Genomic DNA, 15,487 nt, shown 5'->3' with positions numbered 1-15,487 from the left:
CTCTAAGATTCTTTTAAAGCTGTGATCATCTCTTGTGTTGCTTTTTTACCATCACCAAACAACATCAAACAGTTGTCAGCAATGAAGAGTGGGTTAGGCACTCCTGCAAATCCAGGACTTAAGGAACGTTTGATCACAACAACTGTCTTAGCATTTCCAACATCCAAAATCGGCATACCAGCAATTGGTGATTTTGGATCTGTTTTTGCAAGAGGGTTTGTTACGTCATTAGCCCCATTGACTATCACAACATCAACATTTTCGAAAGTACTATTGATCTCGTCCATCTCTTTCAATCGATCATAAGGAATATCTGCTTCCGCAAGTAAAACGTTCATATGACCAGGCATACGACCAGCAACTGGATGGATTGCAAATGTGACATCGATACCACGTGCAGTTAAAAGTTGGTATAAGTCACGAACAGTATGTTGTGCTTGCGCTACAGCCATACCATAACCAGGGACAATCACTACACTTCGTGCGACATCTAACAACATTGCCACTTCTTCAGCACTTGTTGATTTCACTTTACCTGAGTAAAAATCGCCATCATCTTTCATTTCTGTAGCGACAGCCCCGAATCCTCCGAAGAGAACATTCGTCAAACTACGATTCATCGCTTTACACATGATTTGTGTTAGAATAATTCCAGAGGCACCAACGAGTGATCCTGAAATGATGAGAACGTTATTATTCAAAACAAATCCCGTTGCGGATGCGGCAATTCCCGAATAGGAGTTTAGTAGGGAAATCACAACTGGCATATCCGCTCCACCAATCGGTATCACGAGGAAGATACCAAGAAGTAAACTCACTCCACTGAGAATCCAATAAATCGACTCATCTGTTGGTTCTAAACATCCATAAACACCAAGTCCCACTGCCGTTAGTCCGACTAAAATTTTAACAAGTTGATCCCCAGGATAACGAACTGCTTTTTCTGTAATAAAACCTTGTAACTTTCCAAAGGCGATAAAACTTCCAGAAAAGGTGATTCCACCAACGATAGCAGAGAAGACAATGGAAACAATTTCTTGGTAATTGACTGCAGTAGCATACTTTGGAATGGATAGTTGTAAGGCAGCACCTGCCACAAAAACAGAAGCGATCCCACCAAATCCATTAAGGACAGCAACCAGTTGTGGCATTGCCGTCATTTGGATTTTGATTGCTAAGATAATACCGATCACAGATCCAATTAGAACTCCCACAAGGATCCAATCATAAGTTAAGATGGCTTGGTCAAAGAGAGTTGCGACAACAGCAATGAGCATACCCAAAGCGCCGAGTAAATTTCCTCGTGATGCTGTTTTTGGGTGAGCTAACTGTTTGATTCCAACAATAAAAAGGATGGAAGCAACAAGATAAGAAAGGTTAAGAATACTGACTAATTCCATTATTTTGGTGTATCCTTTTTCTTAAACATTCCAAGCATCCTGTGAGTTACTAGAAACCCACCCACTACGTTGACGGTAGCGAAAATAACAGAAAGAAGACCCAAAATTTTGGTGATATTGCTTTCTTGGATTCCGGCTGCATAGAGGGCACCAATTAAGGTAATGCCGGAAATGGCGTTAGAACCCGACATAAGTGGGGTGTGGAGGATGGGGGGGATTTTTGTGATGATTTCAAATCCCACGAAGATCGCTAGGACGAAAATCGTGACGGCTGTAACAAATATTTCCATAAACTAGTAGTAGTTATGGAAAAAATGGCCATTTTGGAAACAAAATTTTCAAGAATTTTGCCCAAACTGGAGCCTGATCCTAGTCTTTGAACCTGATTTCCAGGAAAATGAATGCGATTCTTAAATCAAAAATAGAACCTAAACCGCGGTTTCATCTATTTTGAACTCAGATTTCCAATAATCGCTATGACGAGTCTAGTATTCTCCCTGCTCAAATTGTTTGAAATCTAAAAGATAAATTGGACCTTATGAAAACAATTCTACAAAATAAAACAATTTTAACTTAAAAGAAACAAAGTACCGGCTATCAGGCGATAGCTGATGATAACCGACTAAACTATTGAAAGTTAGGTGAAACGTAAAAAACCATTTGTTTAAAACAAAAGTTTTTTTCTGACATAGATTTGCCAAGACTATCCTTCTTTTGCCACATAACCTATAGATCTATTGTACATAAATTGAACAATTAAATTGGTGGTACTTTTTTAGCGTAATGAATCCTATTACAGTCAAACTTTCCGATTTCCCTAAAAAAATTTGACTGAATATACAAAAGAGCCGACATTAGGCGAGAAATGTTTTGGCAAAACTTTTACAGAGGAGAACTTTCTTGCAAAATTTGAAATACATATCAAAACCAACATTGGATTTAAATCTAATCATCGTTAGCTTACTTTGTTTCACTCTTATTTCTTGTGAATCTAATAACAATGACAATACGGCCGCCGCTGGTGCACTTGCACTCGTAGCAAATAACAGTTCTACTTCTAGTAGTTCCACAACACCTTCCTGCACAACAACTGGCACTTGTAAAATATTTATCGCAAATCCAACAGCTCCTATCAATGCAGGTATTTCTGGCTTTGATACACACTGCAACAATTCGACAAATAAACCATCAGGAAGTTATACCTACAAAGCATTGGTTTCAGATGGAATCAAAAGAAGGGCATGCTCTACTGCAAATTGCTCTGGGGGAACTTCAGAACATATCGATTGGGTTCTCAAACCAAACCAACAATACAAAACAAACGATGGAACCACTATCATCGGAACTACAAATGCCAATGGTCTTTTTCCTGTTCCACTGACCAATTCAATTCAGCCGACGGCCATTGATGGAAGTTCTGATCTTGTCATCACTGGTTTAAATGACAACTGGACAGCTGGTGATGATTGTAATGATTGGACAGGTACCGGAAATGGGAAATATGGAGCACATATTGAGGTAGGTATCAAAGCGTTTTCAGAAGCAACAATGGCATGTAGTGATTTGATTAATAATACCTATAAAGGGAAAGCCATTTGTGTGGAACAATAGAAATCAGGAACAATGGTATTACAAAGATTCGTTCAAAGAATCGTAGTTCTGTTTTGTAAATGATAAAAATAAACTATTATAACATACTAATGAATTCAATTACAAAGAGTAATGGTCTTGGTGAAGATAAATTAGGTATTACCCTTATTACGGAGAATTTTATGAAAATTTTAAAAAACTTGGCAAATTCCTTACTCAGATCAAATATAATCATTGTTAGCTTTATTTGTTTCATACTCGTTTCTTGTGAACCAGGAAATACTAACAACGACACAACGACTGCCAGTGCCCTTGCAATCGTGGCAAATAACAGTTCTACTTCTAGTAGTGCAACACCTTCTTGTGCAACAACAGGAACTTGTAAAATATTCATTACAAATTCAACGGCTCCTGTAACTGCAGGTGTTTCTGGCATTGATGCGCACTGTAATAATGCTACAAACAAACCCTCAGGTGGAGGGACTTACAAAGCTTTGGTAACTGATGGAACCTCCAGAAGAGCTTGTACTTCAGCAAATTGCACAACTGGTGGGACTTCTGAACATATCGATTGGGTTCTCAAACCAAACCAACAATACAAAAGAAAAGATGGAACCACAGTGATTGGAACCACTAATGCAAATGGTCTTTTCCCTATTCCACTGACCAATTCAATGGAACCAAATTTACTAAATGCTAATAATTATGTGATTACAGGAATCAATGCCGACTGGATCAATAGCAATGATTGTGAAAATTGGACGACCAGAGCTCCAGCTACATCACCAAATGGACTCTTTGGAAAACATCAAGAAATAGATATGCGTGCTTTTGCGTTTGCTGGTACAACATGCGCTGACCTAGAAGATTTCTATAATGCGAAGGCCATTTGTGTAGAACAATAGAAACAGCTTGGTTCTTGATATACCTAAAGTTAAGATAAAGAATTTATTTTGACTCAAACCACAGGAGCCACTTACTGTATAGTGGTTCCTATGGTAATATGACAAATTGATTTTTTTTATCTTACTGAGATTTGTATAAACATTCACACATATCTTGAAGGCTTTTATATTTTTAAAAATGGTTCCTATGACATTGATATGTTGAAATTGTCATCAAATTGTATCAGTATTCTCTAATCAAAAAAAATCATTCAGAAACAACCGTTCATTTCGTACTTTTTTATTCATTTGCCAAAAAAGAAAAATAATCTTAGCATTTCCCTAAAATAAATTGACTCGCTTTCCAAAAAAGTCGACTCTAAGCGAGCAACTTTGGGTATTACCCTTATATTGGAGAATTTTTTTGCATAAACTGAAAGACTTATCAAATTCCTTTTTTACAGTTAATTTAATCATTATTAGCTTTATTTGCTTTTCACTCATCTCTTGTGAAGAAAATAACACCGACAATACGGCTGCAGCCAGTGCGCTTGCACTCGTGTCAAATAACAGCAGTTCTACTGCTTCTACGACAAGTACAACAAATACTTCCGTCGGACCTTGCTCCACAACTGGTCCTTGTAAAATATTTGTCACAGCTAATACTTTTCCAGCATTGAATACAAATTTAGGAATTAGTGGATTAGATAATTTTTGCAATAACTCCACTGATAAACCTTCTGGAGGAGGCACATACAAAGCTCTAGTTGCTGATGGAACCAATCGAATTGCTTGTACAACTGCTAATTGTTCTGGTGGATCTTCCGAACATACTGGTTGGGTGTTAAAGGCAAATAAAGAATATAGGCGATCCAATGGAACCACGGTGATTGGCACAACCAATGCCAATGGACTCTTTACCTTTCCTTTGACAAATTCAATTAGCAATGCAATTCCTTTTACAAATATGACAGCAACAGGACTGAATGCAAATTGGACTAGTAATGGTAATCATTGTTCACAATGGACGGGGACTGGTAGTTTCTCAATGGCAACATATGACAGTACATCGTCTGATGCAATCTATGCTGCTGGAACCGCTGGATGTACGAACACTGCGGCTATCATTTGTGTCGAACAGTAGAAACCATTTGATTCTCGAAACACCAAGAGTTTGTTAGCATTTTGTTTTGACAAAACCTCGGGAGCCACTAACTTCTTTAGTGGTTCTCGATATGAAATTCTATTTTATTTTCCTCTTCTTCCTTTTGAATTGCCAGGTCAGTTGGTATCATACACGGATCAATCCAAACCAATCTGGTGAAATCCCAATCGCAGAAGGGGGAACCCTTTTGGGAGAGACGGGAACATCCTGTTTTTTTTCTATTTTAAAATTCCAAGAATCTGGTTCTTCCAATGAACTCACACAATCCAATCTTCCACTCATCGACACCCAGTTCATTGAAAATATACGAACCAATTTAAAATTAAAAAATACAAACACTAGACATATCAAACAAATTCAAGGAATTCCTAAGTCTTGGCCATATACGAAAGAGTTAGAATCCTTTCGCACAAACAAGTCATTTGAAAGATTCCAACAAATTGAGAAAATGACAATCGACCCAAAAGATAAAAAAACATTACTCAAATATGCTGAAATCATCGATGCAGATACTTTTTTATACCCAGGTGATCATCCTAATCTTTTTGATGATATAGAGAATTGTGACACTTACTATAACTTATATTATGTAAGAAGAGAAAAGGATAACTATAATCTAGTTTTATTTTTAATCTCGCTTGGAATCATTCCTACCGTGAATTATGAGAATCATTATTTCATTGTTTTCAAAAGAAAGGCAATCGAAAGAATTCCTACTCTAACGACCTATAAGTTTGGATATAGAAGAGTTCTCACATGGCTTCTGTTACCAACATTCAATTTTTTTAATGAAGTTGAAAATTACAACAAAGACTACAGGTTCATAGATCATTCAAAAGATCAATTTTTGGCAGCGTTAGAAAACAAAAATAGCCAACCATTGCCAATCAAACGACTGAATCCAGTGTATGGGGATGTCCTTGGCGGAACTTACACATCCGATTCCAATCTTTTTACAACGCAAATTCCTGTGGATACAAGATTCGCTGTGATTCGCGATGGCAAACAGAATGTTAGTTTTTTTGATCCCATTCACGGGCTCTTTAAAATTCAAGCCATCAATGTAAACCAAAAAATACAATCTGATATCATCACCGATGGGATTGAAAAAACTTTAAAAACATTCATCACCACAAACCTCGTTGAAAAAATTAAGAAGACCTATCCAAAATCTGGCATCATTCATGAAACTTATTCGCCTGATTATCGGGACGGATCATATACTTTTACGTTAGAAATTGCGAAACCGGATGTAGAAAAAGAACAGTTAAAAAAAGAATACTTTGTATTTTCTTGTTTTAAATCACAAAGTCAAATTTTTATCTTATCTAGAAGTATACCCAACGACACGAATATAGAAAACTTACCAAAGTTAGCTGAATCTAATATTTTAGATTTTTATTCCCAAGTGAATTTCCAATCTAGATACATAGAACCAAAACCTATTGATTTAGATGTGACCTCGACCAACCAAATAAAAAAGGATGGTAACGAAGAAGATGACGACGATGATCTTGAAGAGGAAGGCGAGGAAGAGTTAGCTGGCGGTGGAGGCGGAGGTGGTGGTGCCTACGGAGAAATTGATTTAGGTGGATTGTTTTCGATTCTAAAAGAAAGGACTTACATTCCAAGAGGGAAAATGGACATCAAACCAGGTCGTTTTAAATTCAATAACGCTCGGTTCAATGCTCCAAAATTCAATACTGGATCGAGGTTTCATGTCAAACCGGGTCGTACGAAAAACTTTTCAAGTCCAAGCAAATGGCGAAAGTAGCGAATTTAAGATTTGCCAAAAAATCCACCTGTAACAATCGTGGTTACAAGTAACCTTTATGTCCATCCCTAGCCGATATTCTGTTGCCATCCATATTTTAACCATTTTGGAAATGGATGGAGAAGCATCTTCAGAGGAAATTGCAGGATCTGTGGGCACAAACCCGGCCATCATTCGTTTGTTACTCGGAAAACTAAAAAGAGCAGGCATCATCAATGCACGGAGAGGAATCAAAGGTTCTTCTTTGTCGAAACCTGCCAGGGAGATCAACCTACTCGATATTTATAAAGCAACAGAAAAAGAAGAAAACTTGTTTCTTTTGCACGAACATCCCAATCCGAATTGCCCTATTGGAAAAAATATTCAGGTCGCACTATCAGGAATTTTAGACGAAGCGCAGAAAGCCATGGAAGATAAACTTTCAAAATACAATTTATCCGATGTTAGTTCGGAGATACGCCAACGGACATTATCTAAAAAAACGGGAACTTATAAAAAACGAGCGTAAAAGCTAAAATTTTTTTAACATAAGATGTAATAATGTAAGTTACAACAAAACAACAAAGGAGAAAACAATGAAAATTACATTAATCGGTGCAACAGGGTTTATCGGAAGTAAAACTCTAGAAGAAACTTTAAATAAAGGATATCAGGTTATAGCCGTATTGCGAGATCCTTCCAAATTAAAAGTGGAACATCCAAACTTAAAAAAAATCCAAGGGGATATTTTTGATACAGATGGATTGGCAAAAATCATTTCCGGTTCTGATGCCGTTTTGGATTCTTATAACCCTGGTTGGACAGATCCCAATATTCGTGAAAACATGATCAATGGATCTTTATCCATTCTAAGTGCCACAAAAAAAGCAGGTGTCAAACGGATCATTGTGATGGGTGGTGCAGGATCTTTAGAAGTTCAACCTGGAGTGCAACTGATTGACACTCCAGAGTTTCCAAAAGAATATTTTGCCGGTGCCGATGGTGCAAGGCAGATACTAAACCACTTACGATCCGAAAACGAATTGGAATGGTCCTTCCTTTCTCCTTCTGCTGTCATCGAACCAGAGGGAACAAAAACAGGTAAGTATCGTTTTTCAAAAGAATCTCTTCTTGTTGATACCAATGGACATAGCCATATCTCACTTGCAGATTTAGTAAAAGCCTTTGTAGATGAACTCGAAGAAAGAAAATATGTAAAACAAAGATTTACAGTTGGTTATTAGTTAAATTGATAAATACATTCGTAATCCTTAATAAAGTTTTATGAATGTATTTTGAATTTCACTAAATTGCGATCAAAATATAATTTAACATAAGCTGATTTGTAATGGAATATTTGTAATTAACGATACTTCATTATAAAAGCATCGGAAGTTCCTAGTTTTGTTTGGTCATCAAAACTCCCATCAGTCGATCCAATCACATATAAAGTTCCATACTTATCAGAAGAAATTCCTCTTCCATAAATAGTAGAACCACTACTACCAGATGGACGAATCCAAATCAAGTTTCCATTTCCATCATATTTAGTGAGGTAAGAATCTTGTGTTCCAATTAAATTAACGCCAGATAAATTTCCGGTAGTACTGCCTGCTGTATAAATATGAAATGCATTATCAGCATAAATACCGTAGGAATATGTACTACTAGATCCTCCACCACCGAGCAAACGAGTCCAAATTTTTTCACCAGACACATTGTATCGAGTTAAAAATTGATCTATCAAACCTGACTTAGTTTGACCATCAATATCTAAATTAGCATCCCCTGAAATATAAACTGATCCCTTTTTATCAACGGAAATGGCTCTTGCACTGGTAGTTCCACCGGAGACTCCCAGAAGTCGAACCCATTGAATGTTTCCGTTAGTGTTTAAAGAAATTAAATAGGAATCCATACTTCCACCTGGTAACGGATTTCCCAAAAAGGTTCCAGAACCACCGACTTGCCCAGTAATTAGAATATTTTGTGAATAAGGATCATATTGAATCTGATGTCCATACGAACTGACACCACCATTGTCAATGAGTCTTGTCCAAATATAATCCCCGTTACGATTGTATTTAAAGATAAATGTATTTCTTCCGCCGAGTGCCGTTTCGCCATTGATGATTTGTTCTTCGGTATTTCCCGTGATATAAACATTTCCGTCAGAATCTGTAGTGACTCCCGATCCTAAGGTTTCACTTCCCGTTGGGAAAATTTTTGTCCAGAGTACCAATCCCGATGGATGCACTTTAAGAAGTAAACTTCCCGCACCGGTGCCTGAATATTCATTGAATGGACCTCCAGAGGAACCGACGATATACAAATCTCCCCACTTATCAAAATGTGCCACTTCGGCATAAGTGGACGCAATGTTAGTACTACCTGTCTGACGAACCCACAAAAGATTTCCGTTACTATCAAATTTCGCTATAAAAATATCATTATAAGTGGCTGGAGATATTTTTGGTTGGCCTGCCAGTGAGCCAGTTGTTGTACCTACTACATACACGTTTCCAGATCGATCGGTAACAACGGACTGCGAAGCTGTTTGGACTCCTCCTGTGGCTCCTAAAAACCTTGTCCATTCCCGAACTCCTTGGTTGTCTTGTGGGATTTCATAACAATCCCACTCTCCTAAAATACAGCGAAGTAGTTGTGTTTCCAAAAAAGCATCTGTTTTTGCATCCGTTGGATTGTTAAACGGTAATGGTTTACATATGCATAAAAGAAATAAGAATAATAATAGAAAAAAACGCATACCTTTCAAAAAACCTTAGGTGATACTCATTTATATTGAATGACAAAGGCATCCTTTGTCCCTGTTTTTGTTTGCGCATCCAAATTTCCAGTGGTCCCACCAGTAAGGTAAATGGATCCCAATCGATCTGAAGACAACGCCATACCATCTAACGTTACCAAGCTGCTTCCGGACAATCTTGTCCATTCTAGATTCCCGTTAAAATGATATTTCGATAAATACGCATCTTGAGTTCCATTCAAACTTACTCCAGAAAGATTTCCAGTTGTCCATCCAACTGTATATACATTGCCTGAATTGTCTGCATAGACACCACGAGCGTTCGTCGAAGTGCCAGAACCAGCACCTCTAAGGATTGTCCATTCCCGAAAACCAGTCACATTAAATTTAATGAGTAACTCTGCCATTGTACCAGAAAAAGTTTGCCCATCAATCGGCATTCCACTCAAATCACCCGTTAAGTAAATCGATCCTCTTTTATCAGAAGAAACTCCACGCGAAAAAACACTTGTTCCAGGTTGGCCTATGACTTTTGCCCAAGTATTGACACCATCATCACGAAACGCAGCGATAAAACTTTCCTGCGTATTTCCAATGGTTTGGCCTAAAAAGGTGCCAGGTCCAGTGGCATGACCAACAACAAAAACTTGATTGGAATAACTATCGTAAGTAATTTTGTATCCGTAAATTAAACTTCCCGGAGTCTCTGCTAATATCCGAGTCCATAACAAATTCCCCGTTCGATCATACTTAAATAGAATTAAATTATAAATTCCATAAGCGATTTCCCCGTTAATGTTTGTTAATTCGGTATGCCCAGTAACATAAATATTCCCTTGTAGATCAGAAGTGACTCCCACACCGGCAGTCACTAATCCCGAATTACCATAAAATATTTTTGTCCAAAGTTTTTCTCCTGATGGAGAATACTTTAATAAAACTAAACCATATTCTGTTGAAGTATATTCCCCAAAAGAACCTTGGGTTAGTCCTGTCACAATGATATCACCAAAGGAATCTACATGAATCGACTGCGCATCTGAATTATAATTACTTAAAGAGCCTAATTGTCGAACCCACTGGAGGTCTCCCATGGAGTTGTATTTTGCGAGAAATAAATCCGTATTAAAACCAGAAGAAACTTTAGTTAATCCCGGAAGTGCTCCATCCACTTTACCAGCAATATAGTTATTTCCATCGAAATCTGTTGCGGAGGCAAACGAATTGGTTGCAACAGACGAAGTACCACCTAACAACCTAGTCCATTGTTTTATACCTTGGTTTTGTTGTTTAATTTCATAACATGGAACTGTGGTAATCATACAATTCCAAATTGCTGTTTCAAAGTAAGCATCGGATTGGGAGTCAGAAGAATTGTTAAGTTGGCTTTGTCTGCATTGATAGATCGTTGCCAGAATCAAAAAAAACAAAACGAATTGAATTTTCATAGAACCCTTTCAAAATTTATCGAAGAGAGATGGCTGGGTCTAAAATTCCAGCTTCCAAAAATCCTTTGGCTCTTAAAATGCAAGAATCACATTTGCCACAAGGTTTCCCTCGCACGGGATCATAACAAGAATGCGTTAGGTGGAGTGGTGCGTCTACTTGGATTCCCAATTCAATAATTTCTTTTTTACCCAGATGTAAAAGTGGAGTTTTGATTTGGATGGAATCACCATCCCCACTCACCCCTTTTTTTGTCCCAAGATTTGCCATCTTTTGAAAGGATTCAATAAACTCAGGCCGGCAATCCGGATATCCAGAATAGTCAAGTGCATTGACTCCAATATAAATGGAATCATACCCATGGCCTTCCGCAAGTGACAAAGCAAAGGATAAAAATAAAATATTGCGACCAGGGACATAAGTATTCGGAATTTCTTCTTCGATCCCACTAAACAAGGATTTTGCGTTCTTTCTCACTTTGATTTTTTTTTCAGTAAGGGAACTTCCCAAAAAAAATCCAGGATCCAATTTTTGGATCACATGTTTGATACCCAAGGTTTTTGCGATTTTTTTACTTTTGATGAGTTCAATTTTATGTTTTTGAGAATAATCAAAAGATAAAGCGAGTATTGGCAATTTTTTGTTTTTGGGATAACCAAACTCTTTGGCGGCAAAATACAAACAAGTAGTTGAATCGAGTCCGCCTGACAGAAGTACAACGGCACCTTTTTTTTCAGATTTGGATTTGAGTGAGGAATCCTTTACGGAGACCATTTATTTTTTCGGCCCTCTGTATACACAGGAGCTAGTGCAAGTTTCGTAGAGAGTAATTTTATCGAGCAGTGGCAATTTAGGTTTTAATTGGTTCCAGAGCCATACCGCAATATTTTCACTCGTAGGGTTTTCAAGGCCAGGAACATTGTTTAACACATAATGGTCCAAATGTTCGTCTAAGATTGGTTTTACGATGGATTTAAGTTCCCCAAAGTCCATAATCCAACCTGTATGTGGATCAATTTCACCCTTTAGATATACAGCAAAACGAAAGCTATGGCCATGCATTCTTTTGCATTTATGGCCTTCGGGAACATTGGGTAAAAAATGTGCGGCTTCAAAACCAAAGGTTTTGGAAAGTTCAAGCTCTTCCATCACTCTTCCGTCGCGTATTCCGTAAAGAGTGACTTTTGGTTTCCAGCATGGTCTTGGAATTCCACTGGGTAGTTGGATGTGAAACAAGCATCACAAAATCCACCACCTTTATGTCCTTCCACTGCTTTGTGCATTGTATCCAATGTTAAATAAGCAAGGGAATCCACACGTAAATACTTTTGGATTTCATCAATACTATGTGTGGAGGCAATCAATTCTTTATGCGTAGGAATATCGATTCCATAATAACAAGGAGAAACTGTTGGAGGTGCCGAAACTCGAAAATGAATTTCTTTGGCACCAGCATTACGGATCATTTTGATGATTTTGCGGCTAGTTGTCCCTCGCATCACCGAGTCGTCAATGATGACCACACGTTTTCCATTCACCACTTCTTTCACCACATTGTATTTGATTTTGGCTCCAAAGTCCCGAATCTTTTGGTCCGGTTCAATGAAAGTTCGACCAATATAATGAGAACGTACGAGACCACTTTGGTAAGGAATTCCTGACTCTTCACTGTAACCGAGGGCCGCAATGTTTGCAGAATCGGGAACAGGAATGATCACATCTGCTTCCACTGGCATAACACGCGCCAGCTGGCGGCCGAGAGACTTTCTTACTTTGTAAACTGACTCTTCGAAAATATAAGAATCAGGTCTTGCAAAGTAGATATATTCAAAAATACAAAGGCTTGGTTTTGCTTTTGGGAATGGATAGAGAGAACGCATTCCGGTATGATCGATGACAACCATCTCTCCCGGTTCCACATCTCTTACATACTCCGTTTCCGTGATATCAAAAGCGCAAGTTTCCGAAGCAAAGACAATCGCCCCATCCGAACGTTTTCCCATCACAAGCGGACGGAAACCGTTGGGATCTCGCACGGCAATTAAGTATCTTGGAGTTAAAACTAACAGGGAGTAGGCACCACGAACTTGTGCGAGTGATTCACAAAGTGCTTCTAGAAGGTCTGTTTTATGGCTTTTCGCCATTAAGTGGACAATGACTTCGGAATCGATAGTGGTTTGGAAGATCGATCCGTCTCTTTCGAGTTTGTTTCGAATGTCCCAGGAGTTGACTAGGTTTCCATTGTGGGCTAGAGCCACAGGACCTAAGTGGGATTCCACGCGGATGGGCTGAGCATTTCGTAAAAAACTGGCTCCCGTTGTGGAATACCGGTTGTGGCCAATGGCCGCATCCCCAATGAGCTCTTTGATCTTCGGTTGGGTGAAGATATTTGCCACAAGGCCCATATTGGCATACCGGTATAAGTGAGATCCATCGGTTGTGACGATCCCACTGGACTCCTGGCCACGGTGTTGCATCGAGTACAAACCTAGGTAGGTAAAATTAGCAGCTTCCTTGCTATTGTAGATGCCGAAAATGGCACATTCTTCTTTTGGTTTGTCAGATTGGAGAATCATTGTTAGAATGACAATTGCAGTATTTCCAAAATCCCAATTAGATGCAAATCAATTCCAACTATATTCTCGTTGATACAGCAAAAGCTTTGGATTTAGCTCTGATCAATCTCAGACAGTCCAAAATCATGTCGATCGACACCGAGTCCTCCGGTTATTACACGTACTATCCCAAAGTTTGCCTCATCCAGATCAATTCTAATGGCAAAAATTACCTGATTGACCCACTAAAGATCACAAATTTGTCAGCTTTGGGTCCTTTATTCGAAGATGAGAACATCCTCAAAATCTTCCACTCGGCACAAGACGACATCAAAGCCTTAAAACGAGACTTTGGGTTTAAATTTGTGAACACGGCAGATACGATGATCAGTTCTCGGTTGTTGTCATTAGAACAAAGTTCATTGTCACATGTTGTGGAACATTATCATAAAGTGACACTTTCTAAAGTAGAACAAAAGTCTAACTGGGAAATCCGTCCTCTTCAAAAACAACAGCTAAAGTACGCAGCACTTGACACTGCTTATTTAGAATCCATTTGGTTGAAAATGGAAGAAGAACTCAAACGTAGAGGTCTCTATGAAGAAGCCAAATCAGAATTTGAATTCATCGCTTCTGAAGAATACGTAACCAAAGAAGGAGAAGGATTTTCTCTAGGAAAATTTCCTGACATTCTCAATTTCACTCCGCTCGAAAGAAGAAAGATTTTAGAATTACTTCGTTACCGAGATGAAAAAGCAAAACGAATCAACAAAGCAAGTTTCCGAGTTTTTAATAACGATCGTTTGTCACAAGCCGTCAAAGGACACCCGAACGAAGAAAAGTGTGTGGAATGGTTTGGGAAAAAAGATGGATCAGAAATCTACAAACTACTCATCGCAGAATATAGTGACCCCATAGACACATCAGAACTTTCGAAACGTCATGGCGAAGACTTAAACGAAGACGAAAATCATAAATTTCAAAACGCAAAAAAATGGCGACTCCGTATTATGCGCGCTAGACGAATGGAACACTCCCTTCTCCCTTCTAACAAACAACTCATTGTTATTTTACGTGCAGCACCAAAAAACTTAGAAGAACTAAAAGCCCTTCATGTATTTTCCGATTGGAAAGTACAGAACTATGGTCCAAGTTTACTTGCTGCCATCCAAGGACTTCCTTTTGATTCGATGATCAATCGTTTGGTTGCCATTCGTTCCAAAGAAGCATTCGTTGCCAAACGCAGGAAAAAACAAAACCAAAACTCGAAAGACGAGGGTTGATGTTACCCTACCAGTCCTTTGTAGAAAAACTTTCAAGGGACTTCGACGAGATTCCTGACACAACAGAAGTGAAGTCAGGAGTGATCTTTCCTTTATTTGGATCCAAAGAAATTGCAGAAGGAATCATCCTTACTGAACGTTCCAAAAATCTAAAATCTCATCCCGGCCAAATTTCTTTTCCTGGCGGGGTCAAAGAAAAAGAAGATCCCAATCTCCTCATCACTGCCCTTCGGGAATGGGAGGAGGAAATGGGTGTCCACCGCTCTAGTCTGAATGTTTTGGGAAAACTAGAAGGTCTCCATACAAGAACCGGTTTTCATATCACCCCATTTTTAGCCACTTACGAAGGAGATTTTTCCTTTCAGCATAACACAGATGAGGTGGACCGGATCATCCTCCTTCCTTTTTCTGACCTTTGGACCAAACCATTTTATGCGATCCAAATCCCTGGCAGAGATCATTTTGCTTATTATTTTGATTTGGGGGATGGCCTGCTTTGGGGTGCCACTTGCGAAATGATTTTGCGATTCCTAAGAGAGTATTCCTCTTTCAATCGGAATCCCCTTCTCGTGAAACCAAACCTAGTCAAACCGCCTTATTTGGACCCTAAATCCCTCTAAGGTCTCTTTGGATTTTCGCCGATG

The 15,487-nt window shown here is 38.6% G+C and carries 15 protein-coding genes; 8 read left to right on the top strand and 7 right to left on the bottom strand.

Translation table 11 applies throughout. The annotated features are described in order from the left end of the window. Window positions 1–2: 2 nt before the first annotated feature. Entirely contained in the window at window positions 3–1,400 is a 1,398-nt protein-coding gene (locus EHQ47_RS09440) for an NAD(P)(+) transhydrogenase (Re/Si-specific) subunit beta (RefSeq protein ID WP_135777054.1), read from the bottom strand. Next, the gene (locus EHQ47_RS09435; protein WP_135749844.1) at window positions 1,400–1,690 is read right to left on the bottom strand and encodes an NAD(P) transhydrogenase subunit alpha part 2; all 291 of its coding nucleotides are present in this window, start codon (window positions 1,688–1,690) and stop codon (window positions 1,400–1,402) included. Before EHQ47_RS09435 ends, EHQ47_RS09440 begins: the two co-directional genes overlap by 1 nt. Before the next feature lie 619 nt (window positions 1,691–2,309). On the opposite strand from EHQ47_RS09435, the gene EHQ47_RS09430 reads away from it, so the two are divergent. From EHQ47_RS09430 to EHQ47_RS09405, 6 genes are all read left to right on the top strand, one after another. After that, window positions 2,310–3,011: a DUF1554 domain-containing protein gene (locus EHQ47_RS09430; RefSeq protein WP_244290288.1), complete on the top strand. Its 702-nt coding sequence runs from the start codon at window positions 2,310–2,312 to the stop codon at window positions 3,009–3,011. Between the two features lie 161 nt (window positions 3,012–3,172). Then, entirely contained in the window at window positions 3,173–3,895 is a 723-nt protein-coding gene (locus EHQ47_RS09425; RefSeq protein WP_135749845.1) for a DUF1554 domain-containing protein, read from the top strand. A gap of 403 nt (window positions 3,896–4,298) precedes the next feature. Further along, window positions 4,299–5,018, top strand: coding sequence for a DUF1554 domain-containing protein (locus EHQ47_RS09420; protein ID WP_244290287.1), 720 nt, complete (start codon window positions 4,299–4,301; stop codon window positions 5,016–5,018). Between the two features lie 91 nt (window positions 5,019–5,109). After that, complete coding sequence (locus EHQ47_RS09415) at window positions 5,110–6,813, top strand: hypothetical protein (RefSeq protein WP_135777053.1); 1,704 nt, start codon at window positions 5,110–5,112, stop codon at window positions 6,811–6,813. 58 nt (window positions 6,814–6,871) lie between these two features. Beyond that, entirely contained in the window at window positions 6,872–7,321 is a 450-nt protein-coding gene (locus tag EHQ47_RS09410) for an Rrf2 family transcriptional regulator (RefSeq protein ID WP_135777052.1), read from the top strand. Between the two features lie 67 nt (window positions 7,322–7,388). Next, entirely contained in the window at window positions 7,389–8,036 is a 648-nt protein-coding gene (locus EHQ47_RS09405) for an NAD(P)-dependent oxidoreductase (protein ID WP_135777051.1), read from the top strand. A 119-nt stretch (window positions 8,037–8,155) separates the two neighbouring features. Here EHQ47_RS09405 and EHQ47_RS09400 read toward each other — a convergent pair whose 3' ends face one another. From EHQ47_RS09400 to purF, 5 genes are read right to left on the bottom strand one after another with little or no spacing between them, the layout of a single operon-like run. Continuing rightward, window positions 8,156–9,559: an SBBP repeat-containing protein gene (locus EHQ47_RS09400; protein WP_244290286.1), complete on the bottom strand. Its 1,404-nt coding sequence runs from the start codon at window positions 9,557–9,559 to the stop codon at window positions 8,156–8,158. A gap of 26 nt (window positions 9,560–9,585) precedes the next feature. Continuing rightward, a complete protein-coding gene (locus EHQ47_RS09395; protein WP_244290285.1) occupies window positions 9,586–11,007 on the bottom strand; it encodes an SBBP repeat-containing protein in 1,422 nt (473 codons plus the stop codon). 16 nt (window positions 11,008–11,023) lie between these two features. Further along, window positions 11,024–11,779 (bottom strand): 7-cyano-7-deazaguanine synthase QueC, encoded by a 756-nt coding sequence (queC, locus tag EHQ47_RS09390; RefSeq protein ID WP_135777050.1) that lies wholly within the window; start codon window positions 11,777–11,779, stop codon window positions 11,024–11,026. After that, the gene (queD, locus tag EHQ47_RS09385) at window positions 11,780–12,154 is read right to left on the bottom strand and encodes a 6-carboxytetrahydropterin synthase QueD (RefSeq protein WP_135696011.1); all 375 of its coding nucleotides are present in this window, start codon (window positions 12,152–12,154) and stop codon (window positions 11,780–11,782) included. Further along, entirely contained in the window at window positions 12,154–13,581 is a 1,428-nt protein-coding gene (gene purF / locus EHQ47_RS09380; RefSeq protein ID WP_135601884.1) for an amidophosphoribosyltransferase, read from the bottom strand. The genes queD and purF overlap by 1 nt, the downstream gene beginning before the upstream one ends. A gap of 41 nt (window positions 13,582–13,622) precedes the next feature. On the opposite strand from purF, the gene EHQ47_RS09375 reads away from it, so the two are divergent. Together EHQ47_RS09375 and EHQ47_RS09370 are read left to right on the top strand one after the other, a co-directional pair. Then, window positions 13,623–14,843 (top strand): ribonuclease D, encoded by a 1,221-nt coding sequence (locus tag EHQ47_RS09375; RefSeq protein ID WP_135777049.1) that lies wholly within the window; start codon window positions 13,623–13,625, stop codon window positions 14,841–14,843. Continuing rightward, window positions 14,840–15,463, top strand: coding sequence for an NUDIX hydrolase (locus EHQ47_RS09370; protein WP_425269568.1), 624 nt, complete (start codon window positions 14,840–14,842; stop codon window positions 15,461–15,463). Before EHQ47_RS09375 ends, EHQ47_RS09370 begins: the two co-directional genes overlap by 4 nt. The last annotated feature ends 24 nt before the right edge of the window (window positions 15,464–15,487 follow it).

It is taken from the genome of Leptospira bourretii, from assembly GCF_004770145.1.
Taxonomy (GTDB): domain Bacteria; phylum Spirochaetota; class Leptospiria; order Leptospirales; family Leptospiraceae; genus Leptospira_A; species Leptospira_A bourretii.
Note: the sequence above shows the minus strand (reverse complement) of the source record. Positions and strands in the feature narration are given on the sequence as shown.

What these genes read in the sequence shown, in the direction of transcription:
- EHQ47_RS09440 (WP_135777054.1), bottom strand. Translation starts at nt 1,400, where the DNA reads ATGGAATTAGTCAGTATTCTTAACCTTTCTTATCTTGTTGCTTCCATC.
- EHQ47_RS09435 (WP_135749844.1), bottom strand. Translation starts at nt 1,690, where the DNA reads ATGGAAATATTTGTTACAGCCGTCACGATTTTCGTCCTAGCGATCTTC.
- EHQ47_RS09425 (WP_135749845.1), top strand. Translation starts at nt 3,173, where the DNA reads ATGAAAATTTTAAAAAACTTGGCAAATTCCTTACTCAGATCAAATATA.
- EHQ47_RS09415 (WP_135777053.1), top strand. Translation starts at nt 5,110, where the DNA reads ATGAAATTCTATTTTATTTTCCTCTTCTTCCTTTTGAATTGCCAGGTC.
- EHQ47_RS09410 (WP_135777052.1), top strand. Translation starts at nt 6,872, where the DNA reads ATGTCCATCCCTAGCCGATATTCTGTTGCCATCCATATTTTAACCATT.
- EHQ47_RS09405 (WP_135777051.1), top strand. Translation starts at nt 7,389, where the DNA reads ATGAAAATTACATTAATCGGTGCAACAGGGTTTATCGGAAGTAAAACT.
- EHQ47_RS09400 (WP_244290286.1), bottom strand. Translation starts at nt 9,559, where the DNA reads ATGCGTTTTTTTCTATTATTATTCTTATTTCTTTTATGCATATGTAAA.
- EHQ47_RS09395 (WP_244290285.1), bottom strand. Translation starts at nt 11,007, where the DNA reads ATGAAAATTCAATTCGTTTTGTTTTTTTTGATTCTGGCAACGATCTAT.
- queC (WP_135777050.1), bottom strand. Translation starts at nt 11,779, where the DNA reads ATGGTCTCCGTAAAGGATTCCTCACTCAAATCCAAATCTGAAAAAAAA.
- queD (WP_135696011.1), bottom strand. Translation starts at nt 12,154, where the DNA reads ATGGAAGAGCTTGAACTTTCCAAAACCTTTGGTTTTGAAGCCGCACAT.
- purF (WP_135601884.1), bottom strand. Translation starts at nt 13,581, where the DNA reads ATGATTCTCCAATCTGACAAACCAAAAGAAGAATGTGCCATTTTCGGC.
- EHQ47_RS09375 (WP_135777049.1), top strand. Translation starts at nt 13,623, where the DNA reads ATGCAAATCAATTCCAACTATATTCTCGTTGATACAGCAAAAGCTTTG.